We start from the raw sequence: 26,139 nt of genomic DNA, 5'->3' as shown, positions 1-26,139 counted from the left end.
TTAATGGCAGCTAACGCCCTGTTCTTACGAATCCCCTCATAATTTCTATATAAAACAATGAGTAGACGCGCATCGCTCATTCTGATCTAATGAATTTCGCCAAAAACACACCTGATTAAATGGATTTAATAGGGAACCCTAACGATGCGCGACATTCAAATTCTACAGCAAACTCTCGAAAATCAATGCCCTGACATTCACAAAAAACGACTGAGATCTCTGATGCTTGCAACCAAAACTGTACTCGACGGCTCTGATCTCACATTGACCAAAGTTGGGCGCGCACTCGACACCGATACCACCGTAAAGCATGCGATTAAACGTATCGACCGATTGCTCGGTAATCGCAACCTACACCGTGAAAAAGACGCCATTTATAGGTGGCATGCGTCCTTTATTACCCGTGCCAACCCTTTTCCTGTGGTGCTCGTTGATTGGTCAGATGTTCGTGAGCAGCTACGTTATATGACATTGCGCGCTTCAGTCGCCGTTAAAGGTCGAGCCGTCACGCTTTATGAGCAGGCGTTTGAATACAAAAACTACAACTCTCCAAAGAGCCATCAATACTTTCTCGATAAGCTTCAAACGCTCCTGCCCGAAGGCTGCACTCCTATCATTGTCTCGGATGCTGGATTTAGAAATACATGGTTTCGGCAAGTCGCCAACAAAGGTTGGTTCTGGTTGGGACGCGTAAGTGGCGAAGTCTCGATCAAATGTGGTGATGGGCCTTGGCAATGGAACAAGACCTTCTATCCTCAGGCAGCTGACACGCCGCAGTTTTTAAGGGAAAACCAATTAGCACGGCGTTCACCGCTCACATGCTTTGCCTACTTATACAAGAGTCAACCTAAAGGCAGAAAACCCCATCGACACAGCCGAACCTGCCAAAAGCATTCAGCAGGAAAAGTATTCCACAAAGGTGCAAAAGAGCCTTGGCTTCTAGTAACAAACATCCCCAATCAGGTATTGAATGGCGTTAAAATCACTCGCTTATACGCCAAAAGAATGCAGATTGAAGAGTCGTTTCGAGATCTAAAAAGCCCCGCTTACGGATTGGCACTGCGCCACAATCGAACTCGCTGTACGAATCGTATCGATATCCTACTGCTGATGGCGCTAATGGCAGAAATCATCATGTGGTGGAATGGCTTAATCGCCATGCAAGCTCAATGGCATTATGACTTCCAAGCCAACACCATCAAACATCGCCGAGTACTATCCATCCCTAGACTGGGTAAAGAGGTACGTTGTTATCGGAGATACCAAATAAAAGGATCCCAATATCATTGGGCTATGTTGGAATATCAACGCCTCACACACACTTGTGGCTTAGGTGAATTATGAGGGGATCCGCCAGCGCCCGCTTAACTTGCTGCCAACTACACCACACTCAAACGGACCACCATAATCACAAAAGCCAAACCAAACCAAACCAAACCAAACCAAACCCAAAATGACATAGGTTGGCAGTCAGATTAAAGCATTTGTTAAGTTGTTATTCGTAGAACGAACTATTGTTCAAATACATACCTTGCTCATAGAAATCTAACTTCGTGATATCACTTATAGGAGCACTAACTTTGAAAGTAAATGGTACACTGTGCCCGGTTGAGAATGGGTCACTCTTTGGTCCGTAGTTTAGAGTACAATCAACATCCCCATACCCGAGAAATATAACCTCATCCGGTTCAACACTTTCAATACTGTAAGATTCAACGTTAATAGCATCTACCACTGTGTGGGACGATATTTCGATTAAAGCTTCATGTGATTCAAAGACTAACTTATCAAATACTATATCGTGAACTTCTTGCTCCACTTCATCAATGATATGACTATTTATGTCATGGATGGCATCTAAGATACTAGTAAACGAAGACAGCAAGTCTTTCAGAAAAGCAAACGCCTCTTTCGGATTTTTACCTAATGCCTGCTCATTAATATGAGTATATTTATTAAGCTTTTGATATAAATCTAAGTAGTCTTTTGTAACCTCTTTGATTTCTTCTTTCACCCAATCTGGCACAAGGTCATCAGGAAAATAGCTTTGCGTACAAAACTTTAATTGCTGTCTTCGATTTACTTCTCGCTGTTCAGACGCACGTGCATGCCAACACGCTAACTTAACGCTCTCAACAGGAGCGAGACGATCAGTGACACGAGAAAGTAATTCTCGGATGACAAAAGCAAAGTTATTAAAGCGTATCGGGTTACCCATTGAACAGTAATTCCGAAGAGCCGATATAAATACCTGTTGCTCAAAATCACCATCAAGGCGAGAACTTAAGTTTTCCACTTCAGGAATTGTTTTTAATCTTTTTAGTTTCATACTTCCTCGATACTGACTGCGACTTAACGCCAAGCACAGCAGCACACACGCTACAGCCCCAGCAAAAAATACACTTTAAACTACAAGTGACCAAGCATTATGTGTCTGACTGCTGCGCCTTGTTAGCCATTTTAATTTTCGTTGTCCTTATCGTTGCATTGTGCCAAAAACCACCTTGGTAGGATCTAGCCAGCCAAAAGAAAGATATGCAACAAAGGACACTAAGCAAAATCATACATATATAGAACCAATTTAAATCGGCATGTATATCAAATGGCGGTAATGAATAAACAACTAGAAAAACCCATAGAATAGAAACATATACACTGATTAACTGATTTATTTTTGATACAGATAACGCTGAAGGTCCTGTTAATACATGTCGAATATTTTCATTTACCCCTTTGGGGACGCCTCTTGTCAATATAACCTTATACAAAGGACCGGATATTGAATCCTCAAGCATATCGACATGCTTTTCCCAGTTTTCTTGCCAGTGCTTACTACCGCGGTTTACACAGAACCAAGCTACTGAAAACACACAGCCGACACACGACAGGACAACTGAAAGATCCGTTTTATTTGAGATGCTAGAAGCTTGTATTGCAATAAAACCTGCCAATATAGCACCAATAAAAGTCCAAAAATAAGTTGCTCTTTTCCAGTAAAGTTCAATCTCAAACTTTCGTGTATCTAGCGCACGTTCTAATGCCTTTTCTCGCTTAAGAGAATCTTTCAGAAAATCATTTTCATACTCTTCTTGAGAATATTTAGAAATTGGCATTCTTTACTCCGTATGGCTAACGCCGCATTCAGCGGCTTGTCCGCAGCAATGCTTTGTTAAATGATATTTCACCTTGAAGTGTCTCAATACTTATGTTGCCTTTTCTGTGCAACATTGCGTGGCAATTTGGACAGACAGGTCTTAAGTCATTTACCGGATCAATCTTGTACTCTTGGCCAATTTCGGCAAGGGAACGCAAATGGTGTACATGAATAAATCCCTTGCCTCTTTCACCGTAAATTGTCTCAAAATTAAAATCACATACTGAACACGTAACCCCATGCGCCTTGATGCATGAATTTCTTGCGGCTGGATTGCGTTCGTAGGCGTTTATTGTAATAGTTTTTTTTGCACCTTCAATGAAGTCCTCTGGCACCTCTTCAGGAAGCTCGAAATCACCTTCAAGTAAGACACCCAGCTTCTCAAGTTCGAGAGTCCAATCAAGCTGACACGCCCTCCTAATTTGGCCACGCTGCCACTCAAAATCCATATCTTGTCTATTGTGGTAAGCAAAATATGTTTTAGACGGAAAGCCGCCTCTTTTTTGATCAGTAAGCTTGTTAACAATAATGCCGGTTATCGCAGGAAGACTGTTTTCATATAACCATTCCGCCAATCCACCCATAGCGTGATGGTTGAGACTATCCCCTGGGGTTCGCCCATCAGTAGGAAAACCTAGTTCACTCAATACCTTTGAATAAGGCAAGTGCGTCCTTGGGTCATCTGGACTGATAATTCCCGATTGGAAATGTCCCACCAAATACTCTAGTAGTCTTAATTCGTTGCTAGTCATGATTTCCATTCATTTAACAGTCTTTTTTAAGCAGACATTGTCTGTATAATAATTTTAATAAAACACAGACACCACCAACTCAATACACTGATTTATATAGTTAAGTTTCTTCAACATCCTGCAACTACAGAACATATCTATCTAACCACCAATAATCCACTAAGCTCATAATCTGCCATCGATAAAAGGCGGTCAAGAAATGACACAAGAAACGTGTCTATTATGTGCTAACTAGCCAGTTTTGTTGTGGAGACAGATCGCCTCTTCTGTCTTAGTGTGCAGAAATGGTGAAAGCCATCGATCGGAGAGTCCTGAAATCACAGAGTGTCAGTGCTGTGCCGAAAAAAGGTACACTAGAGGAAAGATATGCAGGAGTAATCCAAGTGAGCCAGAGAGGAGCTGAGAAAGAGAAAAGAAGCCAAATCATCCTGTTCTGATCAACTAAACCAAGATGGACCAAGACCACTCACGCCTGAAGAGATTGAAGATCTGCGCCAGGACATGAAAGATGCTTCGGCCAAGATGCAAGAAGAGTTGTAGAAAAGAGGCAAGGCTAAGCGATCATAATTTGATTGATCGCTATAGGTACTGTTTGGCATGTGAATATGGTAAAAATTTAACTACTGACGCCATGCTCGTTTGTTATGCTAATATGCCCAAATAATTTTCCCGTTGCTATCACCATTAAACGTTTCATAGTCATTACTTCTTGTGGCTAACCTGAGCCCTCTATTAGACTGATTACAATGGTAATCGAAACCCATTAGGAAAAAACCTTCTCTGATGCGCATAGGATTCAAATGAACATTAATGGCATCTTGCTCTTTCCATTCTATGAACGAGTTTTCTTGACTTTGATGCCAAACTTTCACACTGTAACTAAACTCCAATTTTTCAAAAGTCGAGAAATACGAAATAAATAAATTCTTCTTGTCAGCAAACAACTGCTCAATTTCCATCCGATTTCCTGATGAGGAGTAGATGCTTATATCTTTACCAAAATCGTCACATACTTTTTTAAGTAAAGGGTCTTCAAATAATCTTCTTTTAATTTCGTGTGATAAATGAAAAGCTAAATCGATAATGCTAGATTCGTTAACGAACTTTTGATTACAGTATGCATTAATTGAAACATTTATAGCTACTGCAAGATCTTTAGGCGTTGGGTAGAAATCTCCTACTCTGAGGTATTCGCAGAGCACCCCTCTCAACGGAGATTTATCTTTCAAATCACTTAATCGACAATATGTCGCGATCACATATATATCTGAAGATTCCTGAAGAATCTGGGCGATATGATAATTAAGGAAATATCCTTCTATACGCTTGTTCAGAAAGATCTTAACTGGATAAAAGTTATATAAAACACTCAAACACTTAAATACTAAACCCATCATCCAAAAGTTATCCTTATTAGACTAACGTTAAATTCATCAATTAAAATTTCTTGTTATGTAACCGTTACATTTCTTGTACGTTTATTTTCTCTTACTTGCAGATTCTTTCTTTGTCGCATCAATCACAACGATATCCGAAGCCTGCTCACCCCGTTTTAAACGTTTTTCTCTAATTTCATTTATTTGTTTAAGCTTCTGCCCTAAGTCACCGTAATCCATTACGACAAAAATGCCAAAGTTTGTTTGTGATGCTTCTTTGTAAATTTCTAATTGTCTTTCATATCCATGCTTAACTGAACCGTTAGAACGCTTCATTTCAACTAATACGCGAGCTGAGTAACCATCAGAAAATTTAAAGTCGATAGGACCGCCTCCCATATTTGCTTCAGGAGATATATCTATATTGTTTGCGGAGCAAAAACAATCTGCAATAGCGAAATAAATAAGTTGAGCGGCTCTTTCTTTTTTTGGCTTATCTCCAACCCATAATTCTTCCCAAAGGTTACCGTTTTCTACATGCTGTTGAAATTGATTAATTGTGGTTAATACAAGCTCTCTTAACTCTTCAGGTCCTTTATGTATATCTGGTAAATTTTTCTGTTTATATTGTGTTAGATCACTTCTAAGTATATCTCTTATTTTGTAATAACCAAGGGCATCTTCATTCGGATCATAGTTATCCGCATATTCTTTAACCGAATCGAGAAAATATTTAAATGAAGAGGACGAACCCAGAGCTGCATCTCGCAAAGCAGCTTTTCGTTGTGCAACAGTAGGTCTCGCAATATCACCTAAATATCGACTAACTCGTTCACGGATTTCTTGATTTTGAAGAGCGGCAACTTCTATATCTGACCAATCATTTGCTATTGGAAGATCACGGACAATATCTTTTGGTACCAACAATACTGATGAACCATCATAAATAGGTAACTCGCAACCACTCTCCAAATCAGATTTTTCTACTGGAATTTTATGAGCTACACAAAAGTTGTTCGTTACAATAGCTAAGCTTTCAATAATCACTCTTGTTGTAAAATCACTGATAGTATCAGGACCAACATTCTCTTCAAAAAATCCCATTAGCGAAACCATTTCAGGATCTTTTGCACCTAAATCAACAATTTCTTTTGCAGTCCTCATCATGACTTCACGTATTTCATCAGGTCTTGAACTACCGCTTCGACTACTACCACCATAGCCTAAACCCGTTTGAGCTGGCTCCCTTAAATCCAAAAGCTTTCTGGCTCCCTTCCATGCGACATCACCTTCACGTTCAGAGATAGACAACAAGCGAATATAATTCGTGAAATGGTCACAAAATTGTTTATATGCTCCGATACTAATCTCTTCGGATGAAGATTTTTGTAAAAGAACAGGATCAATAAATAATTGAGTATCTACATTCAAAAATGGATCAATTAGTCCATACTTCTCTAATTCTACTTCATCAATTCCGAAATGTTTTGAAAACAGCAAAGGATTCATAATTTTTGCCATTATTTATTTCTCCTATCTAATCGAATTATATTATTAACACTGATCTGAGGTTACATAACGCCTGCCATAAACGGTGCGAGGAACGAGCGTCCAGCGACCGAAGGGAGATAATTTGATGGCTTTGTTAGGCATTTTTTATCCTTTCCAGTTCAGTAGAAAACACCGTCAAATCCTCTTCTGGGATTGGTAATATAAAGGCTAGCTTATTTCCGTATCCTCCTAATGAGGTACCAAGCAAAACTGCATCACAATCATTTCTTATAAATACCCTATCGTGTATTTCATTTGTTTCCACAAAGCGTGCCTTGATTTTCCTAGACCTGATCATTTTATCAAATTTATGAAAAATTCTGCTATTCGGTCCGGGCAGATGAAATACTTCTAAGTATGTCACCGATTGAGGAATTAACTGCAGAATAAAGTCCGTGTATTTGCTTTCCTTTTCGAATATTTTATTTGGGCCACTCCATGAGAAGAAGTATGGATCAGCAATTGTTAGCCTTTCTGCACCATGAAGCTGACGCTCTAAATATTTTCTTTCTTGCTTTACCCTGTTTGGCATCCCAGTCAGAAGCTTCATTACTCCTTCATGGTTTTCGCTTTTATCAGATAATGCACATTCTATTCGCCTATTGGCAAGCTCACCAACTTGTTTCGAAAGCTGATGTATCTGCTCCTGCAACTCCCTCACCCTGTGGTAGTCTCTCTCAAAGAAGAAACACCTCCTTCTATACAGCTTTTCAATAGGAAAATCTGCTTCTTTTAATAAGCTAATTTCTTCTTCTAAATGCGCTATTAGCCTTTCACGATAACGATCCATTGTGACTCTCTAAATTCTTAGCCTAACAGTCTTTTTAAAGCAGACATTGTCTATATAACACTTTAAGAAAATACAGACACCACCACATCAAACACTGAATTATATGATTAATTTCCTTAAACACTCTGCAACTACAGATCATGTCTATCTAATACCCACTGATTTACTAAGCTCATAATCTGCCATTGATAAAAGGTGGTCAAGAAATGACAAAAGAAACGTGTCTATTATGTGCTAACTAGCCAGTTTTGTTGTGGAGACAGATCGCCTCTTCTGTCTTAGTGTGCAGAAATGGTGAAAGCGATCGATCGGAGAGTTCTGAAATCACAGAGTGTGGGTACTGTACCGAAAAAAGGTACACTAGAGGTACAGTCACTAGTTTTGACACTTTCACTAAAGTTACGCTAAACTACTGTTTAGTAAATACTTTAATGTATTTTTAGTTACGCTTAATTTACCTCGGTTTTCCTAGACTTCCTGCGTTAGTGGCTAACTCATAATCGATTGGTCCGCAGTTCAAGTCTGCGAGGGGCCACCAAATTTTAGAAGGTTAGTAAGCGTAGTGTTTACTAACCTTTTTTTGTACCTGACGATTTTGGGTCAGGTAATGGGTCAGGTAAGCCCCGATCACGCACTCTTCTCTGTCTTCTCCCAATACTAATCCGAATACTACGCTGTTGCCAAATGTGTCGTTCTGGCTGATAAAACTCTCTCATAGAGAACAAAAAGAGATATTGAACTCGTAAACCAGGCATAAGTAACTTAAATTACACTTATAGATAATTTCTTATACAGCCATTACAAAAGTGAGTTATAGTGAACTTATATATTAAGATGAACCCAATCGTGACAAAAGTACATTAAAAGGCACTTATGAGAAAAGGTAAGATGGTAAAGGCACAACCTATGCCTGATTTGAATACTGAGTTCAGTATGGAAACGCTGGGGAGCGCCATTCGCTCAAAGCGTACCGATAGAGGCTGGCGTATTGATGATCTCGCTTCAAAAGCCAACTTATCTCGTAGAACAGTCATGAAAGTAGAAAAAGGCGATACCAGTGTCACCTTTGCCAATGTACTCATCCTCATGGACATCTTAGGGCTATCGTTACGCCTTATCGACTTAAACCTATTTGTTCGTCCAAATAGCCAAATAACCTCCCAAGCTGAAAACAGCGTGAGAAGCAATGAGGAAGGCTGGTATGAGTAAGTGGCAACAGTTAGACGTATTTATCGGTACGAATACCAAAATTGGTCGTTTGATTCTTCCTGTCGGAACAGAAACAGAGTTCTCATTCATCTATGAAGATGAATGGAAACACACTGGTTTCCCGATTTCGCCACACATCCCTTTCGATGATCAGGCTTCGCCACGTAGTATCGAGAACTACCTCAGAAATCTCCTTCCTGAAGGAAGTGATTGAACTTACCGAAGTTCAAGTAGTCGATGAAGGGGAGCGTGAACACATAGAACTATGTATGTTACTCATACAAACAGAATGTGAATACTTGCTAGAGCAACCCGACAGCGTGCCAGAAATGAATGAGCTTCTTTAATGGCAAACGCAGGGGCTATAGTAAACAGCACTTACTGGCACGGTCTATCATAATAATGTCACTAGGGTCTGAATAAGCTTCATCAAATATTCTCAAGGATAAAGTATTCATGGTTAAAACATTGAAAAGAAAAACCAAAGATCTGATTGAGTCTGAGTATATTATGGGGGGAGTTTTCACTGCCTCTTTTCTTGAGTCCACCATTGTCCCCATCCCTTTGGAAGCATTGCTTATTCCATTGTTGCAGAAACGGCGCGATAAGCTCTGGCTGATTGCGTTAATGGCCACTTTAGGTTGTATCGTGGGCGCGCTATTCGGGTATGCGCTTGGATACTACACTTTCGAACTATTAAGAGATTATATAGTGGCAAACTGGATAACGGAGCACCGCCTTGATACGGTCATACTGAAAATGAATACCGAGGGCTTCTGGTTTATCATGACTTTAGGCATAGCACCCATCCCGTTCCAAATTGCTATGTTGGCGGCAGGTGCAACTCACTTTTCGCTCCCTTTGTTTCTACTCGCGACGGGACTATCTCGTGCCGTGAGGTACTTTGGTATTGCGTTGGTAGTGTATGTTGCTGGTGACAAAGCAGAAGAATTAATAAAAAAATATAAACTTGCAACAGTAGGTCTAATAACGCTGGGATTGATAATGGCCTGGTATCTGAGTACAAGCGGTGGCTAGTATATCCGTAATCATTGAAGGTGCAGGATTTTCGATGCAATCATACTAATCTAAGTAAACATATAATTTAACTGAGGCGAATACTTTTCTCGTGAAAACGGATGATATGAAAAACCTCGATAACTAGGATATTTCTATTACCCTGCAATCAAAGATTGACCTTACTTATAAGCCTGATAGGATGGCCATATAGACGTCTAAAAATCGATATAAATGGAGTTATCATGAAGCGTTTTCGTCATCTTAAGCAGTTGTCCCTTGTACTCGCGGCAGCGCTTAGTCTAACCGCCTGTGGTCAAAAGGAAGAGTCTGTCATCAAAGTTGGGGCAACAGTGGGGCCTCACGCACAAGTCGTTGAAGCCGTCGCGAAAGAAGCCGCTAAACAAGGTTTAAACGTCGAAGTCGTCGAATTCTCAGACTACATTACCCCTAATGCAGCATTAAGTGATGGTAGTATCGATATCAACAGCTACCAGCATCAACCATTTTTAGACAACTTCAACAACAGCCGCGACGGACACCTTGTCTCTATTGGTCAATCTATTCTGATGCGTATGGGCTTGTACTCAAACAAATACCGTTCATTAGAAGAGTTGCCAGCCAATGCTCGAATTGCAATTCCGAACGATCCCACCAATGGGGGGCGCGGTCTTCTTTTACTGGCTGATGCGGGGTTAATCGAGTTAAAGCCTGGCGTTGGCTACAAAGCGGCGCTGACCGATGTCACTTCCAATCCAAAAGAGTTTGAGTTCATCGAAGTTGATGCGGCCCAACTGCCGCGAACACTCGATGATGTCGATGCAGCCGCGATTACCATGAATTACGTGATGTCGTCTGGGTTGGATCCGAAAAAGCAAAGTATCTATCTTGAATCAAAAGATGCCCCATTGGCTGTTATGGTCATCGCGACGCGAGAAGACGCTAAAGATAATGAAGCGTACCAAAAGTTCGTTTCTATATATCAATCACAAGCGATTCGTGATTTCTTAAACGATACATTCAAAGGCACGATAGAACCCGCATTCTAACGACAAGCCTATTCTAACAAAAAGCAAAAGGCGCATGGGTTCACCATGCGCCTTTTGTATATCACGCTCTCATCTCACATCACTATGATTTCGTATTAATTGCGCTCAGCATCGAGCTTTAATTCTAAATAACGTTGGCGCGCTGAGGTAAGATCTGGGTTGCTGAGCCACTTCCAAAGAAAATATGGCGGCACTAAAAATACAATGAAGTACATGGATTCACTAAAAAATATGTGCGCAATCGATGCTTGATGTTCGAAAAGTGCCGTTAAGCCAAACAAGTCCAGCAAGATCCCCAACACACCGAATACCACTGAAATGACAATCGCCAATCCCAATAGCTCTCTTAAGAGATATTTATATAACATGGTACTAATTCCTTCTAGCAGTCGGTCATATAAACTTACGCTCATACTACGTGCTTTGATTTGATACTTATCAATTTCGCATGACTACAATTAAGATCTTAGTTTTACAAAATATTCCCTGTATATATTCCAACACAAAGTCAAACGTTAACTTTTCGATTACGTTTTAATGACATCATTTCTCTTTTTTAAGACTATCCTCATAGATAAATCACATAGAAAACGGCTTCGAGCGTTTTCTTGAAATAGCACCCGTGGCAATGCTTTGAGTTCAACATTTTGAATGTCATTGGGTTTATGCTTCATAACATCAAACACAAGAGATTATTATGAAAAAGTACACTTATCCTCTAGTTGCAATTTCTGGCGCTCTAGTACTAGCTGGTTGTGGTGGTGGAGATTCATCAGACACAGAAGCAGCCACATTTTCTTTGGGCGTTTCCGATGCACCTGTTGATGATGCCAATAAAGTTGTTCTAGCTTTTGAAGATGTTGTTTTAATCCCGTTTGATCCTGAAACAGGTGACAAAACTGGTGACGCTATCATTATGAACGTCAGCGAAGACGGTGCATTACGTCAAGTAGACTTGATGAAATATCAAGGCAGTAACGCAGAAACCATCATTAGCGAACAGGCTATTGCGCCGGGTGACTATGCTATGTGTCTGTACGCTAAAGATGGCAGACAGCTAAACGACACAACCTTCTCTTACGTCGAAAAAACTGACGGTACAGTGAAAGGCCTTGTAGTGAACAGCAAAGGTAGCTGTTATGGAACTAAGCCTGATACCAGTGACCAAGGCCGCCTGAAGTTCTCGCAAAAAGGTCAATACGTAAAAGTACATACGGGTCATAACAGCTACGTAGTTGAGTTTGATTTACGTAAAGGGCTGGCTGATCCGGTTGGTCAGGATCATATGAACATGAATTCCAATGCAGTCAGCCTAGTCAATGCATCTGAAGCGGGTCATATTGGTGGCATCGTCAGTACCGAGGTTCACAACGCATGTGTTGCTGACAGTAATGAATTGAATGCAATAAATACTGTCGATGCCGTGCATTCTGTTTATCTCTATGCGGGTGAGATGGATCGCACCATGATGGGTGACTTAGGTGCGCCAGCAGAACTTAACACGCCAGTGGCCATTGCAGATGTTAACGAAACGCAGGATGAATTGGGGGACACGATTTACAGCTACGAGTTTGGTTTTATCGGCCCTGGAACCTACTCTATCGGCTACACTTGTACGGCGTACATTGACAGTCCTGATAGCCACGAAACTTCTGAGGACGGTTTCTTAATGTACCAGCACTATACGCCAGTAGAAGTGGTTGAGGGTGAACCCACAGAGCAAGACATCGATACACTCCCTACCCCTATTCTGTAAAGCTGAATCACTTATATAAATAACAAAGCTCGACTGAAACTGACAGTCCCGTGCTCACACAACGCATGGGACTGTTTTCATTCGATACTAATTTACTGACAGCTCTGCCAGTCGCTTAGCAGCTCGGCTATGACGGGTCATCAAGTCCTGTAAATCGACGCCGATCACTTCACCATCATGCACTCGCCACTGTCCGGCAACCATGACTCGGTCCGCCTGTTGTGCGCCACATAATAACAAGGCAGCAAGCGGATCATGACTGCCAGAAAAGCGAATATCATCCAGCTTAAACATCGCGATATCGGCTTGGAACCCAGTGGCTAGTTCACCAATATCGTGCCGCCCCATCGCAAGCGCTGATCCTTTGGTTGCCCAGCGTAACGCATCGAAATGACTCACCTTGGCAGAGCCATATTGCAAACGCTGTAAATACATCGCCATTCTAACTTCGGCAATCATATTAGAGCCATCGTTTGAGGCGGAACCATCGACACCAAGCCCTACTTTGACTCCGGCCTGCTCTAGCTCTAGGTTTTTACACATGCCCGAAGCCAGCATCATATTCGAGGTTGGACAGTGACTCACTCCTACTCCCGCCTTGCCTAAGCGGCCGATCTCCTCAGCGTTAAAATGAATACCGTGAGCCAACCAAGTGCGCTCGTTCAACCAGCCAACGCTTTCAAGATAATCAACAGGCCGTAAGCCGAACTGCTTCAGACAGAAGTTCTCTTCATCAATGGTTTCACATAAGTGGGTATGAACCATCACATTCTCATCGTGCGCGATTCGTGCGGTCTCTTGCATTAAGTCTGTAGTCACGGAGAACGGAGAGCATGGCGCAAGAGCAATTTGTGTCATCGCGCCATCGTGTCCTTGGTGGTATGTCTGGATCAGTCGCTGACTGTCATCAATGATGGCTTGCTCGGTTTGGATGGTGTGCCGAGGCGGCAAACCGCCCTGATCTTCACCCAAACTCATGGAGCCACGGGTAAAAATGGCGCGTACACCTAGCTTTTTAGCCGCTTCAACTTGTAAATCAATCGCGTGTTCTAAGCCATTAGGCAATAAGTAGTGATGATCAGAAGCCGTGGTACAACCTGATCGCATCAGTTCCACTAACGCTAATTCTGTGGCAACACTCATCATCTCTTGGTCGAGGTTGGCCCAAACAGGATAGAGGCTCTTTAGCCAATGAAATAGTTCTTTGTTAAGCGCATCGGGGTATGCACGGGTCAGTGTTTGGTAAAAGTGGTGATGGGCGTTGATCAACCCTGGAGTGATAACGTGCTGGCTGGCGTTGACGACCGAGTCGATTTTGGTGTCAGGTGTGGCATTAAGGGCCACCAGCTCAACAATGGTATTACCGCGAATCACCAGCCCGCCACGAGCGTCCTGCTCATTGCCAGTGTAAATCGCGAGTGGATTCTTAATCCATATTGTTTCCATTCATAAATATCCTTAGCCGTTTCAACCATTTCAGGGGAAGCGGACTTGTACCCAATGATGCACACAAAGTGGCCTGGGTCATGTTGTAAATAAATCATACCGACATGTAAGTCAGCGTCATACCCAATCGTCTTGAAGTCGTTCGGGTATCGTTACCATAACATAAGCCATTGAAGATGGTCACGAATCAAACATCAGTAGCTCTACTTGCTCAAACTGGTCAACAAAACGTCACCCTTTTGTCACCAAAGTCTCACGACTTTGCCTCTGAATTGTCATGCGTAATTTCTACTATCCGATCAGTCACTCGTACTCTGAGGTATATATGGACCGTTCGACTCCTTTTCGTCTCCCCCGTAAAACACCATTTGGTATTGGTGAAAATGTCGCAGAATGGGCAACCGGGTTATCTCAACTCGATAAGTTTTACGCTCAACGACCAGTTAATGCGGACATTCCGACCTTCTTACGCTTTACGCTCGATATCTTAGGCATCGATTATCGCGTTGTGCATGGTTCACTGAACACGATACCCAAGCATGGAGCAACAGTCGTGGTGGCAAACCATCCACTCGGGTGCGTAGAGGGCGTGATTCTGGCAGAGCTATTGTTAATGGTGCGTGACGATATTCAAATCCTAGCTAATCAATACCTTAAAACAGTACCAGAACTGGATCAGCTATTTATTGGTGTCGATGTTTTCGAAGGCAAACAAGCGACCAAATCGAACATGAAAGCGCTACGTAGCGCAAACAAACACTTAGCCAACGGTGGATTATTGTTAGTTTTTCCGGCTGGCGAAGTATCGCATTTGGTGGATTCGAAGCAACAGAGGCTCGAAGACAAAGAATGGAGCCGCAGTGTCAGCACCCTGATCCGCAAAAACAAAGCCACAACAGTGCCTGTTTTTATTAACGGACAAAACTCCAAACGCTTTTACATGGCGGGGAAAATTCACCCTTTACTGCGCACATTGATGTTAGGGCGTGAGTTATTAAACAAAAAAGCGCAATCCATTGAGCTCTCGTTCGGTCAAGCGATTAAATTTAAAGAGCTGATGAATTTAAACGATGATCAAGTGGTGAATTATTTGCGGCTCAATACTTACCTCCTCAATCGTCAAACCAACACAACGCAACAAAATATCGCAGCCAATGCTTTACTACCGATAGCCGCAGGGTTACCTATAGACCAATTGCTTGAAGAACTGAACAACCTACCAAAAGAAACCAAGCTTTTACAAAGTGGCGAGTTTGACGTTTACTGCACTGCTGCGCATCAGATCCCCTCACTACTGCATGAAATTGGGCGTCTGCGTGAACACAACTTTCGTCTGGTTGGCGAAGGCACCGGCCAAGCCATCGACATTGATCATTTCGATCACGATTACTTACACCTGTTCGTCTGGGATAGAGAAAATCAATGTTTAGTCGGGGCTTACCGTCTTGGTCTAGTGGACCAGTTGCTTGCGAAACATGGTGTGGAAGGTTTGTACTCTCGTACTCTGTTTAACTACGATGAAAGTTTTCTTAACAAAATGGGCAAATCGATCGAAATGGGACGTTCGGTGATTGCCGAGCAATACCAAAAGAGCATGAGTGCCCTACTTCTGCTATGGAAAGGAATTGCGACATTTGTACATCAAAATCCAGACTACACTCACCTGTTTGGTCCTGTGAGTATCAGCAACGACTACAGTGATACCGCCCGTCAGCTACTCGCGCAATCCATGACACTTCATCATTACGACACCACTTGTGCAGAGCACGTGACACCATCAAACCCGTTACCAGAAAACCATATTTCTTGGAATACCAGCATGTTGACGGCGCTAGGAGATTTACAGTTATTATCGCGCGTTATCGCACGCATCGATGAAGGTAAAGGAGTCCCCGTACTGCTGCGTCAGTATTTAAGCCTCAACGGAAAGCTAGTCTGTTTTAATGTCGATCCTGCCTTTAACAATGCACTGGACGGCTTAATTATGGTCGACTTACGTAATGTGCAAGAAAAAACGTTGTCTCGCTATATGGGCAATGAGCACGCACGTGAATATTTTGTTCATCATGCTAAGCAAAGCTAAATAGTTAAAATAGCAACTGAATTCATCAGGAGCTCACTTCCTTTACTCATAGAAGTCCTGCTTAGACTGGTTACAAGCAGGACTTGTCTAAACAGGTAAGCAATGCGCTATCTACAAGCCATCAATCGGTGTACAAGAACCCATCAGAAAAAATGATGCATAAGTAGTGCTTCATAAGCCATACGACCAATTTCGTTACAAAATTTCACAAAACAACAAATGTGATTTAGATCGCACTTACCACGAAGGCAACCAAGGATAAAAGCGTGATATTGATCGGCTCGAGCATTTAATTTGATATTAAAAAAAAATCAAAAGTGATTATGATCACAATTTATTTTTTATATTAATTTCAAAAAATATCGAAATGATCACTAATATTTTTATTGACAAAAATGAAAGTGAGGTTTTGTTATAAAGTTACGTGTCAGTTAATTGATCACTATCACGTAAAAAATGCTTCTCTGCTAAAGAAATGCGGGGGCAGATCACGAAAAACCCGTTGTCAGTTCCAATTGGAAATTGTGTGGTAAATTGATTGGGTACTAAGCAATCAAACAAGCGGTTTTGGCGAACCGTTTACGACAACAATATTCATCAGAACATCGAACGGGGAACTGTTATGATATCACCAGATGCAAAGATCAAGATACAAAATTTTGGTCGTTTTCTATCAAACATGGTAATGCCTAACATCGGCGCGTTCATCGCGTGGGGCTTTATCACTGCTCTATTTATTCCAACTGGGTGGCTACCAAATGAAACACTAGCCTCTATGGTTGGCCCGATGATCACTTACTTACTGCCACTGCTTATCGGTTACACCGGGGGTAAATTAGTCGGCGGCGATCGCGGGGCGGTCGTTGGTGCCATCACCACAATGGGGGTTATCGTCGGTACCGACATCCCCATGTTTATGGGTGCCATGATGGTCGGCCCTATGGGTGGTTGGGCCATCAAAAAATTCGATAACTACATTGATGGTAAAGTAAAAAGCGGCTTTGAGATGTTGGTGAACAACTTCTCAGCAGGCATTATCGGTATGCTGTGTGCCATCCTTGCTTTCTTCCTAATTGGCCCATTTGTCAAAGTGCTTTCAGGTGGCTTAGCTGCGGGTGTTAACTTCCTTGTATCAGCGCACCTTTTGCCATTGACTTCTATTTTTGTTGAGCCAGCGAAGATCCTATTCTTGAACAATGCCATCAACCACGGCATCTTCTCTCCATTGGGCATCCAACAAGCCTCAGAAACAGGTCAATCTATCTTCTTCCTGATTGAAGCAAACCCAGGTCCTGGTCTTGGTATCCTATTGGCTTACATGGTGTTTGGTAAAGGTACCGCTCGTCAAACAGCAGGTGGCGCATCCATCATCCACTTCTTCGGCGGTATTCACGAGATTTACTTCCCATACATCCTAATGAATCCCCGTCTTATCCTTGCTGCAATCGCAGGCGGTATGACAGGCGTATTTGTTCTGACCATGTTCAATGCAGGTATCGTTTCTCCAGCATCACCAGGTTCCATCTTCGCGGTGTTATTGATGACACAAAAAGGCGCGATCGTTGGTGTGTTGGCCTCTATCATTGCAGCCGCAGGGGTATCATTCTCTGTAGCCGCTCTGCTAATGAAAACCCAACGTTCTACAGAAGAAGATGGTGATGGCGCATCGTTAGAAAAAGCCACATCACAAATGAAAGACATGAAATCTGCCGCAAAAAACAGCGCTGCGGTAAACAGTGAAAGCAAAGGTGACATCGACCTAGCAACAGTACAAAACATTATTGTTGCTTGTGATGCGGGTATGGGTTCAAGCGCAATGGGCGCAAGCATGCTACGTAAAAAGGTCCAAGAAGCGGGTTTAAATATCAGCGTAACCAACCTTGCCATTAACAGCTTACCAGAGAGTGTAGATATCGTGATTACTCATAAAGATTTAACGGATCGTGCTCGTAAGCATGCTCCAAACGCACACCATATTTCATTGACAAACTTCCTAGACAGCGAAATGTACAACCAGCTTGTCACCAAACTGCTGGCTGCACAGAAACAGACAGCGGCAAATGACGATCAAATGGTCAAAGTTTCGATTCTTGCAGCAAATGACGACAGCTTTGAAGAGCAACAACCGTCTGTATTCCGTATCCAACGTGAAAACATCCATCTAGGGCTGCAAGCCGCCAATAAAGAAGAAGCAATTCGCTTTGCAGGCAATAAACTAGTCGAACTTGGCTATGCAGAGCCTGAATACGTTGACGCAATGTTTGAACGTGAGCAACTGGTTTCCACCTATCTTGGCGAATCTATCGCAGTACCTCACGGTACCGTAGAAGCGAAAGATCGCGTGAAGAAAACTGGCATTGTTATCTGCCAATACCCATCTGGTATCCAATTTACTGAAGACGAAGACGATGTAGCAAAACTGGTTATTGGCATTGCTGCCAAGAATGATGAGCACATCCAAGTGATCACCACCATTACCAACGCGCTTGATGAGCCGGAAGCGATTGAGAAGCTGACAAGCACCACCGACGTAGAAGAAATTCTCAACATCCTTGGTGGTCAACAAGCCGCTTAATGACGCTTTCCATTTGCTCCTGAGCAAGCTGAGGTCAACCGTCACCCCCTATGTGGTTGGCCTCACTTTAGATTCATTCGTCAATATTGAAGACATTGGTAGGTAAAGATTATGAAAAATGCAGTTCATTTTGGTGCAGGTAACATTGGTCGCGGCTTCATCGGTAAACTCTTAGCAGACGCAGACGTTGAGGTCACGTTTGCGGACGTAGACGCACCATTGGTCGACCAGCTGAGCCACAAACAAGAATACAAAGTCAAAGTCGTCGGCACAGAGTGTCAAATCGACACTGTGACACACGTAACCGCGGTAAACTCAGCAAGTGAAGACGTGATTGACCGCATCGTAAAAACCGATTTAGTCACTACAGCGGTCGGTCCAAACGTATTGGATATTATCGCAAAAACCATCGCGGCAGGGATTGCAAAACGCTTTGAAGTGGGTAATGACGAGCCGTTAAACATTATCGCCTGTGAAAACATGGTGCGAGGTACAACACACCTGAAAGGCGAAGTGTACAAACATCTGGATAAATCACTGCACGCCAAAGCGGATGAGTTGGTTGGCTTTGTTGATTCCGCGGTCGATCGCATCGTACCACCAGCAGAAGCAGCCAACGATGATCCACTCGAAGTCACCGTAGAAAGTTTTAGTGAATGGATCGTCGATGAACAACAGTTCAAAGGTGACATTCCCGATATCACGGGCATGGAAAGAACCAATAATCTAATGGCCTTTGTCGAACGCAAGTTGTTTACGCTCAATACAGGTCACTGCATCACCGCTTATTTAGGCTGTTTGAAAGGCCATCGTACGATTCGCGAAGCGATTGAAGATCCGAGTATCCACGCTCAAGTCAAAAAAGCGATGCAAGAAAGTGGCGAAGTGCTAATACGTCGGTACGGTTTTGACCGTGACATGCATAATGCTTATATCGAGAAGATCCTAGGTCGCTTTGCTAATCCGTACCTGGTTGATGAAGTGGACCGTGTTGGTCGTCAACCTATCCGAAAATTGGGGGTGAACGATAGATTAGTCAAGCCACTACTTGGCACAATGGAATATGGCACTGAAAATAAGACGCTTTTAAAAGGCATAGCAGCCGCATTAAAGTACACTAACGACACTGACCCCCAAGCGGTTGAACTACAACGTGCTTTACAAGAAGTCGGTGTGAAAAAAACACTGACGAAGTACACCGGTCTAGCAGAAGATAGCATTGAAGTAGCTCAAATTGAGGCTCTCTATAATCAGCTATGATGGGCTCAAGGGGAGCGCTCCACGCTCCCCTCAATATAATAACAACACAGTAACTCAGTATATGGCAGAAAACATCAACGAAACCGAGATCATTGAACGGCTAAATAGCGCACCATCGGTACGAGGCTTCTTTATCGCGGCTGTTGACGTGTTTAACGACGCGATTGACGGCTTGATACAGAGAATCTTTCGTAAAGATAACTTCGCAGTTCAGTCCGTTGTCGGCCCGTTATTGCAAGACTCAGGCCCCCTAGGCGATCTCTCCGTTCGTTTGAAACTATTGTATGGTTTAGGTGTGTTACCTGACGATGTATATCATGACATCGAAGACATCATTAAGTTAAAGCATCACCTTAATAGTGACGCTTCAGACTACGAATTCACTGACCCAAGCATATTGAGCCCGATCAAAAAGCTACACTTGGTAAAGAAAATGGGCATGGTTCAATTTGAAGTCAACCAACCCGATGACGATATCGATCTTGAGTTCTATCAGCTGCAATTGCAGCGCCAGCAACAAATCATCAAATCAGGGCTTTCACTTGCGATTGTCGAGATCTGCAATGAACTCGGCAAGGAAAGCCCATTTTAAACGATAACTTCTGAGCCAGTCACCTAAGATTACCCAAGAGTGGGCTTACCAAAACATAGGCTTATCGCAACAATAGATTTACCCAAAACAATTGTCTATTCAAACAACATCTATCTATTCAAACAGTAAGGCAAGATTATTCGGTGGCGTACTCCAGCGTTGATGGGTCTGACGACATATCAATTCGATGCCCTGCAGCGTAATCATTCATCGGCGTTGTGGTATAGAAGAACAGCGGCTCTACGGGTAAACCAAATGTATCAAGTTGCTGTGTCGCTGCTGAAGAATATTTAATTCCCCACATATCAAACACATTTCGCTGATCATGACCGGTCAGTTTAGATAATGTGATCAGCAAGTAGTCATTCCCATACTGGCTGTTTCTTGAGCCATCTTGATCTGGTCGAGTCGCGTACGTACTAAAGCCAAGCTTACCCTTCACATTATCCCAATCGTCTTCTGTCTCTTGAGTGCTGTTGTCGACATCCGCCGCTAAGAACTCGCGCGCATGAAGATACAGTAAGGTATAAATTTCCCAAGCGGTTTTAGCATCACTGCTATTTTGCTTATCGGCCCAATACAGAGCCCATTGGGTGTAAAATGCTAAGCGCTTATTGCCTTGAGCCGAGTAACTTGCGTCAGTCCAGAGATCCTGATTCAGCTTATCTGATGAGTTTCCACTTTTTAGGCCTGCGACTAACATGTCAAAGGTCGCTTCATAGTCGACTTTGTTGGAACCTAAATCGACGCCAAAATCTTGGTATAAACGACCGTTCTTTTGCAGTGGGAAAATGTTATTAGACACTTCACCACTGATGCCACCATCCACTCTAAACTCTTGATACTGCAAGTTATGCCCAAGTTCATGACTCTCCAAAAAGCCTCTTGGGTTTACGCCTTGCATTTGTGTATAAGGATTGCCACTACAACCCGCGCCACACGCAGCGGTATTTCCCGCAGTAATGTGCTGAACATTTGGAAGTTGATGCAGCTCTGCATTCTCACAATCCCATCCGAATTGATTGCACTGTGCTAACACTGCCGCCGACAATGGTTTCGTGCCCGCGAAACCGGCCATATGGTAAGCGCCGCCAATAAAGTAATCATCCAACTCATTAAGGTATCGGGTTAAATCACCAGCGTAAATATCATTGTTGACCACACTTAGCATCTTATCGACTCGGGTATGAATCTCGACGCCATCAAGTTTAATTTCAGCCCACTCAAACGGGGTTTGCATCAACTCATCGACAAACGAGCTGACGTTGCCATTTTCACGCAAATTCAACACAGGTTGCGTGCCAACATTGGTCACGTTGAACGTCAGCGTTTGCCCTGCTACGGCACCATTAAAGCGAACTTCTAATGTGCCTCCGTAGGGAGAATTCACCTCTACTGGCTCAGATGGATTCAATGGCATATTCGGACTTTTCAAAAAACGTGGACGCGCATAGCCGACAATACCAGAACCTTTTTCAGGGTTCCAAACTCGGGTGCCGCCATTTGGTGTTGTGTTGATATAGAAACTGACGCTTGCGTTACCCGCATCGACAAGTTCAATGGTTGCGGTCCTACCCGGCTTTATATAGCGGCCCAATGCGGTAAAACCACTTTCTGCCGGAAGTGTGACAGTCACGGTTTCTTGTTGAGGTGACACAGGGAGTTGGCCCTGATCCGTTAACGCAAAAGTCCCCATATTAGGCTGCGCTTCCCCTGCGGTACGCAAGTACGTCACCATCGCATCTGATACATACGCTTTCTGAAAACGGTAATCTGCCATATCCTCTTCTTTGAACATAGGATAAGACATGCTGCGACGATTAAGATCTGCCCAAATATTGGCTAAGCGATAAAATTCATTCCCCGGTGCAGAAAATAGTGGTGTCCCCGACTTGGTGTAGCTATCAAACACGTCACGCAGCGCATCAACAGGCTCAACCAATGACGCATTTAAATTCGGCACATCCGGGCACTTAAATGTTCCCGCAGAATTGACACAAGAACTCCAGTCGTAGTTGGTGTTCAACGAACCATCGTTTAATGCGGTAAAGAAAGGCAAGTATTCGTGGAACGGATTAGAAAGTCGCTCAATATTTTCTGTCGCACTACGTCCCCCAGTATATTGATCTTGTTTAAAGTAGTTGCTGGCGCCCGCAACTGCATACTCCATTCCCATCGCGGCTAGAATCTGCGCACCTTCCTCTGGCAAGAACTCACCATGATTGTGGAGGTACAATATTGGCACCCCAGATTGCAGCAATGCCGAAACCTGACTTTGCAGATCACCAACCTCTTTCTCGACCGCACTGATCAAAACCAGATCGGATTGCTGAGCACACGCGAGATTTTCTTCATCGGTCCCGCCAAGCACTGAACACTGAGACGGAGTCACATCAATGCCAATATGCTCAAACGGCGCTTCAACACAGTCTTTAAACGCTGGCTGACATACCCAACCAGAAGACAAATCGTAAGCGATGTTCAACGTACTAGGAATGGGTGCATTCGCATCGCCACTCACTAACCAAGATAAAACTCGTTTAAAGTCCTTTTGGTATGCATCGAGATAAGAATAATTACTGTCGTTATCCTGGATTAAAAAGTTGCCACCAAAAGCCGCCGCTCGTACACCATCATGGCCCTGTATCGTCGCTAACGTATTGCCATCGTCACCCATAATAAGTGGCGTTGCTCCTTGTGCCCCCATTGGTTCTATTAACACGGAACGTCGCCCAATAAGGTATGGTGACGGTGCGGCACTTCCGAGCACGTCGCTTAACAATGAGGTATTGGACTCAATCGTTCGGTTGGCGGAAGCGAGCATAGCCTCCAACACCATAGGCGCATCTTCAACAGTGAGGCCAGAAATATCCCCGTCGCTTAACGCAGCTTGTAAAGCGACCGCTGGCTCAGGTGTACTCGAACCGCCGTTATCGGCATCTTCCTCAGGGATTTGCTCAATCACATCAGACGTAGAGTCATTTTTATTGTCGTCACTGCTACCGTTACAACCGAGCAGTAAAAAAGGCAGTAAAGCCATCAAAAGCATTTTAAACATGGTGGTATTTATCCAAGAAGTTGAAAGAGACCTTACAGCGAAAGCATCCAAGCAAGATTAAACGATTGTGATACAGAATGTTATGACAATGAATTAAAAAGTAACACAATCGATTAGCGAGAAAATATGACTCTGATGCCAAAGTCGGTTTTAATACCAGTTACAGTAAATATCACAGTAAATAAGTGAGCAGAAATAGCGCAGGAAAAACGCTTGAGAACGAGGCGAAATTTTTCGATAAGCAGTTATTCTACAATCAATCTACTTTATAAACGAAAAAGGCAACGAAGTTATCGAGTATTTTAACAAGCTAGAATGACCAGTTATTGACTGCGATTGGTATAAGTCTGATGTGGATGTAAAGCAAACTGATTTCGGATCCTAAGTGTCCGATCATAAATACGGCCAACTTTACCTAAGTGGCTGATAAAAAAGCGGCACATACGCTCGCATGTGCCGATTTTATAAATCAAAATGTAAGTGTCGTCATTACTCTACGGTTACTGCTTTGGCTAAGTTACGAGGTTGGTCGACGTCAGTGCCTTTGATCAGTGCGATGTAGTACGACAGCAACTGCATTGGGATGGTGTAGTAAATCGCCGCAGTGATTTCGCTAACGTGTGGCAGCGTGATGATCTTCATCGTATCATCGCCTTCAAATCCTGCGTCAGCATCGGCAAATACATACAACAAGCCACCACGTGCGCGGACTTCTTCAACGTTGGATTTGAGCTTTTCAAGTAGATCATTGCTTGGCGCTACCACAACCACTGGCATGTCTGCATCGATCAAGGCAAGTGGACCGTGCTTTAGCTCACCCGCGGCATACGCTTCAGCGTGGATGTAAGAGATCTCTTTTAGCTTCAGCGACGCTTCCATCGCGATTGGATAAAACTCGCCACGACCTAAAAATAGTGTGTGGTGCTTGTCTGCAAAATCGGTTGCCAGAGCTTCAATGTCTTTTTCGAAAGAAAGCGCGGCTTCGATCTGTTTTGGTAACGCGTGTAGCGCTTCCACAATCTCTTTCTCTTTTTCTTTGCTGATGCGGTTTTGTTGTTTACCCAGAGCGGTAACTAACATCAGAAGTGCAGAAAGCTGCGTGGTGAAGGCTTTGGTTGAAGCCACACCGATTTCTACGCCAGCGCGAGTCATAAAGGCAAAGTCGGACTCACGAACCAAAGAAGAACCCGCTACGTTACAAATCGTCATTGCCGCCATGTAACCTTTCTCTTTCGCTAAACGAAGTGCGGCTAATGTATCCGCGGTCTCACCTGACTGAGATAGCGTGATCAGAAGGCTGTTTGGACGCGTAACAAACTTGCGGTAACGGAACTCAGAAGCAATTTCTACGTCACAGCTCACGCCGGCAATATCTTCAAACCAGTAACGTGCTGTCATGCCTGCATTGTAAGACGTACCACACGCAACGATTTGCACGTGCTCAACTTTGTTCAAGATGTCCGCAGCATGCACACCAATCGCATCCGTTACAACAGAATCAGCGGTGATGCGTCCTTCCATGGTGTTGATTAACGCTTTTGGCTGCTCGTAGATTTCTTTCTGCATAAAGTGGCGATACTGACCTTTATCACCCGCATCATGCTCGGCGTTGGATTCTGTAATTTCACGTTCCACACGCTCGCCTTTCTCATCGTAAACCGTGACTTCACGACGTGTGATATCCGCGACATCACCTTCTTCTAAGTACATAAAGCGACGTGTCACGTTTAGTAGCGCAAGTTGATCCGAAGCAAGGAAGTTTTCACCGACACCAAAACCGATCACGATCGGGCTGCCTGAGCGCGCAACGACAATACGAGAAGGATCCTTACGATCCACAGCTACCGTACCGTAGGCACCTTCCAGTTGCTGCGCGGTTTTTTGTACCGCTTCAAGCAATGTTTCTGAGGTGCGTAGTTCCCACTCAACCAAATGAGCGATCACTTCTGTATCGGTTTGCGACTCAAATACATAACCACGTGAACGTAATGTTTCACGCAGCTCTTCGTAGTTTTCAATAATGCCGTTATGGACAACAGCAATGTCGCCTGACATGTGTGGGTGTGCGTTAACTTCTGACGGCTCACCGTGCGTTGCCCAGCGAGTGTGAGCAATCCCAGTTCCGCCGATGACTTTTGCTTTGTCAACCGCATCAGCAAGCTCTTGAACTTTGCCCAAACGACGAACACGGGTGAGATTGGACTCACCATCGACAACCGCAACGCCAGCAGAGTCATAGCCGCGGTATTCCAATCGGCGTAAACCTTCAACCAAAATTTCTGCAACATCTCGTTGTGCCACTGCACCGACGATTCCACACATGTATTTTTCTCCGTTAGTAGTTTTGTACTTCCCTTAGCCATAGTTTCGTAATGAGGCAGCAAGCAAAGGCCTTTCTATGGGGAAGTAAATTTGAAACTTTTGAAACTGAATATGTTCGGTAATGGCGCATCAATAGCGTAAGATGCACC

Annotated in this window: 19 protein-coding genes and 1 pseudogene; 10 read left to right on the top strand and 10 right to left on the bottom strand. The window is 43.4% G+C overall.

Features of this window, described 5'->3' with window-relative positions; translation table 11 throughout:
- The first annotated feature begins 144 nt into the window (after positions 1-144).
- Entirely contained in the window at positions 145-1,344 is a 1,200-nt protein-coding gene (locus tag ONE56_RS01675; RefSeq protein WP_423840148.1) for an IS4 family transposase, read from the top strand.
- 151 nt (positions 1,345-1,495) lie between these two features.
- Here the strand turns inward: ONE56_RS01675 and ONE56_RS01670 are convergent, their stop codons facing one another.
- From ONE56_RS01670 to ONE56_RS01645, 6 genes are all read right to left on the bottom strand, one after another.
- The gene (locus ONE56_RS01670) at positions 1,496-2,329 is read right to left on the bottom strand and encodes a hypothetical protein (protein ID WP_423840147.1); all 834 of its coding nucleotides are present in this window, start codon (positions 2,327-2,329) and stop codon (positions 1,496-1,498) included.
- 97 nt (positions 2,330-2,426) lie between these two features.
- The gene (locus tag ONE56_RS01665) at positions 2,427-3,113 is read right to left on the bottom strand and encodes a hypothetical protein (protein ID WP_423840146.1); all 687 of its coding nucleotides are present in this window, start codon (positions 3,111-3,113) and stop codon (positions 2,427-2,429) included.
- A gap of 28 nt (positions 3,114-3,141) precedes the next feature.
- On the bottom strand, positions 3,142-3,915 hold the full coding sequence (locus tag ONE56_RS01660; RefSeq protein WP_423840145.1) for an HNH endonuclease: 774 nt from the start codon (positions 3,913-3,915) through the stop codon (positions 3,142-3,144).
- Positions 3,916-4,553: 638 nt separating this feature from the next.
- Entirely contained in the window at positions 4,554-5,303 is a 750-nt protein-coding gene (locus tag ONE56_RS01655; RefSeq protein ID WP_423840144.1) for a hypothetical protein, read from the bottom strand.
- Positions 5,304-5,384: 81 nt separating this feature from the next.
- Positions 5,385-6,803 (bottom strand): hypothetical protein, encoded by a 1,419-nt coding sequence (locus tag ONE56_RS01650; protein WP_423840143.1) that lies wholly within the window; start codon positions 6,801-6,803, stop codon positions 5,385-5,387.
- A gap of 124 nt (positions 6,804-6,927) precedes the next feature.
- Positions 6,928-7,623 carry a hypothetical protein gene (locus tag ONE56_RS01645; protein WP_423840142.1) on the bottom strand — a complete coding sequence of 232 codons (696 nt, stop codon included), beginning with the start codon at positions 7,621-7,623 and terminating at the stop codon, positions 6,928-6,930.
- Positions 7,624-8,496: 873 nt separating this feature from the next.
- Here ONE56_RS01645 and ONE56_RS01640 point away from each other — a divergent pair.
- The 4 genes and pseudogenes from ONE56_RS01640 (at position 8,497) to ONE56_RS01625 (ending at position 10,898) form a co-directional block, all read left to right on the top strand.
- Positions 8,497-8,832: a helix-turn-helix domain-containing protein gene (locus ONE56_RS01640; RefSeq protein WP_423840141.1), complete on the top strand. Its 336-nt coding sequence runs from the start codon at positions 8,497-8,499 to the stop codon at positions 8,830-8,832.
- Positions 8,825-9,037, top strand: a pseudogene (locus ONE56_RS01635) (HipA N-terminal domain-containing protein); the annotation flags it as partial. The gene ONE56_RS01640 and the pseudogene ONE56_RS01635, both read left to right, overlap by 8 nt.
- Before the next feature lie 251 nt (positions 9,038-9,288).
- A complete protein-coding gene (locus ONE56_RS01630) occupies positions 9,289-9,870 on the top strand; it encodes a YqaA family protein (protein ID WP_041156729.1) in 582 nt (193 codons plus the stop codon).
- Positions 9,871-10,094: 224 nt separating this feature from the next.
- Positions 10,095-10,898: a MetQ/NlpA family ABC transporter substrate-binding protein gene (locus ONE56_RS01625; RefSeq protein ID WP_423840140.1), complete on the top strand. Its 804-nt coding sequence runs from the start codon at positions 10,095-10,097 to the stop codon at positions 10,896-10,898.
- A 95-nt stretch (positions 10,899-10,993) separates the two neighbouring features.
- Here the strand turns inward: ONE56_RS01625 and ONE56_RS01620 are convergent, their stop codons facing one another.
- Positions 10,994-11,266 (bottom strand): D-fructose-6-phosphate amidotransferase, encoded by a 273-nt coding sequence (locus ONE56_RS01620; protein ID WP_331437152.1) that lies wholly within the window; start codon positions 11,264-11,266, stop codon positions 10,994-10,996.
- A gap of 329 nt (positions 11,267-11,595) precedes the next feature.
- Between ONE56_RS01620 and ONE56_RS01615 the strand changes: the two genes are divergently transcribed.
- Positions 11,596-12,654 carry a DUF4382 domain-containing protein gene (locus tag ONE56_RS01615; RefSeq protein WP_423840139.1) on the top strand — a complete coding sequence of 353 codons (1,059 nt, stop codon included), beginning with the start codon at positions 11,596-11,598 and terminating at the stop codon, positions 12,652-12,654.
- A gap of 87 nt (positions 12,655-12,741) precedes the next feature.
- On the opposite strand, the gene ONE56_RS01610 is transcribed toward ONE56_RS01615, so the two are convergent.
- The gene (locus ONE56_RS01610; RefSeq protein ID WP_423840138.1) at positions 12,742-14,100 is read right to left on the bottom strand and encodes an 8-oxoguanine deaminase; all 1,359 of its coding nucleotides are present in this window, start codon (positions 14,098-14,100) and stop codon (positions 12,742-12,744) included.
- Positions 14,101-14,425: 325 nt separating this feature from the next.
- Between ONE56_RS01610 and ONE56_RS01605 the strand changes: the two genes are divergently transcribed.
- From ONE56_RS01605 to ONE56_RS01590, 4 genes are all read left to right on the top strand, one after another.
- Positions 14,426-16,183, top strand: coding sequence for a lysophospholipid acyltransferase family protein (locus tag ONE56_RS01605; protein WP_331437153.1), 1,758 nt, complete (start codon positions 14,426-14,428; stop codon positions 16,181-16,183).
- Positions 16,184-16,805: 622 nt separating this feature from the next.
- A complete protein-coding gene (locus ONE56_RS01600) occupies positions 16,806-18,758 on the top strand; it encodes a PTS mannitol transporter subunit IICBA (protein ID WP_423840137.1) in 1,953 nt (650 codons plus the stop codon).
- Between the two features lie 111 nt (positions 18,759-18,869).
- On the top strand, positions 18,870-20,018 hold the full coding sequence (locus tag ONE56_RS01595) for a mannitol-1-phosphate 5-dehydrogenase (protein WP_423840136.1): 1,149 nt from the start codon (positions 18,870-18,872) through the stop codon (positions 20,016-20,018).
- Positions 20,019-20,079: 61 nt separating this feature from the next.
- Positions 20,080-20,610 carry an MltR family transcriptional regulator gene (locus tag ONE56_RS01590; protein WP_331437154.1) on the top strand — a complete coding sequence of 177 codons (531 nt, stop codon included), beginning with the start codon at positions 20,080-20,082 and terminating at the stop codon, positions 20,608-20,610.
- Positions 20,611-20,746: 136 nt separating this feature from the next.
- Here the strand turns inward: ONE56_RS01590 and ONE56_RS01585 are convergent, their stop codons facing one another.
- Positions 20,747-23,668, bottom strand: coding sequence for an ImpA family metalloprotease (locus ONE56_RS01585; RefSeq protein WP_423840135.1), 2,922 nt, complete (start codon positions 23,666-23,668; stop codon positions 20,747-20,749).
- Between the two features lie 489 nt (positions 23,669-24,157).
- A complete protein-coding gene (gene glmS / locus ONE56_RS01580) occupies positions 24,158-25,990 on the bottom strand; it encodes a glutamine--fructose-6-phosphate transaminase (isomerizing) (protein ID WP_423840134.1) in 1,833 nt (610 codons plus the stop codon).
- Positions 25,991-26,139 lie beyond the last annotated feature (149 nt).

Origin of the sequence: Vibrio mytili (assembly GCF_049563345.1) — a bacterium.
In the GTDB taxonomy this organism is placed as follows: domain Bacteria; phylum Pseudomonadota; class Gammaproteobacteria; order Enterobacterales; family Vibrionaceae; genus Vibrio; species Vibrio mytili.
The sequence above is the reverse complement of the archived record's forward strand: the minus strand, read 5'-3'. Positions and strand labels throughout refer to the sequence as shown.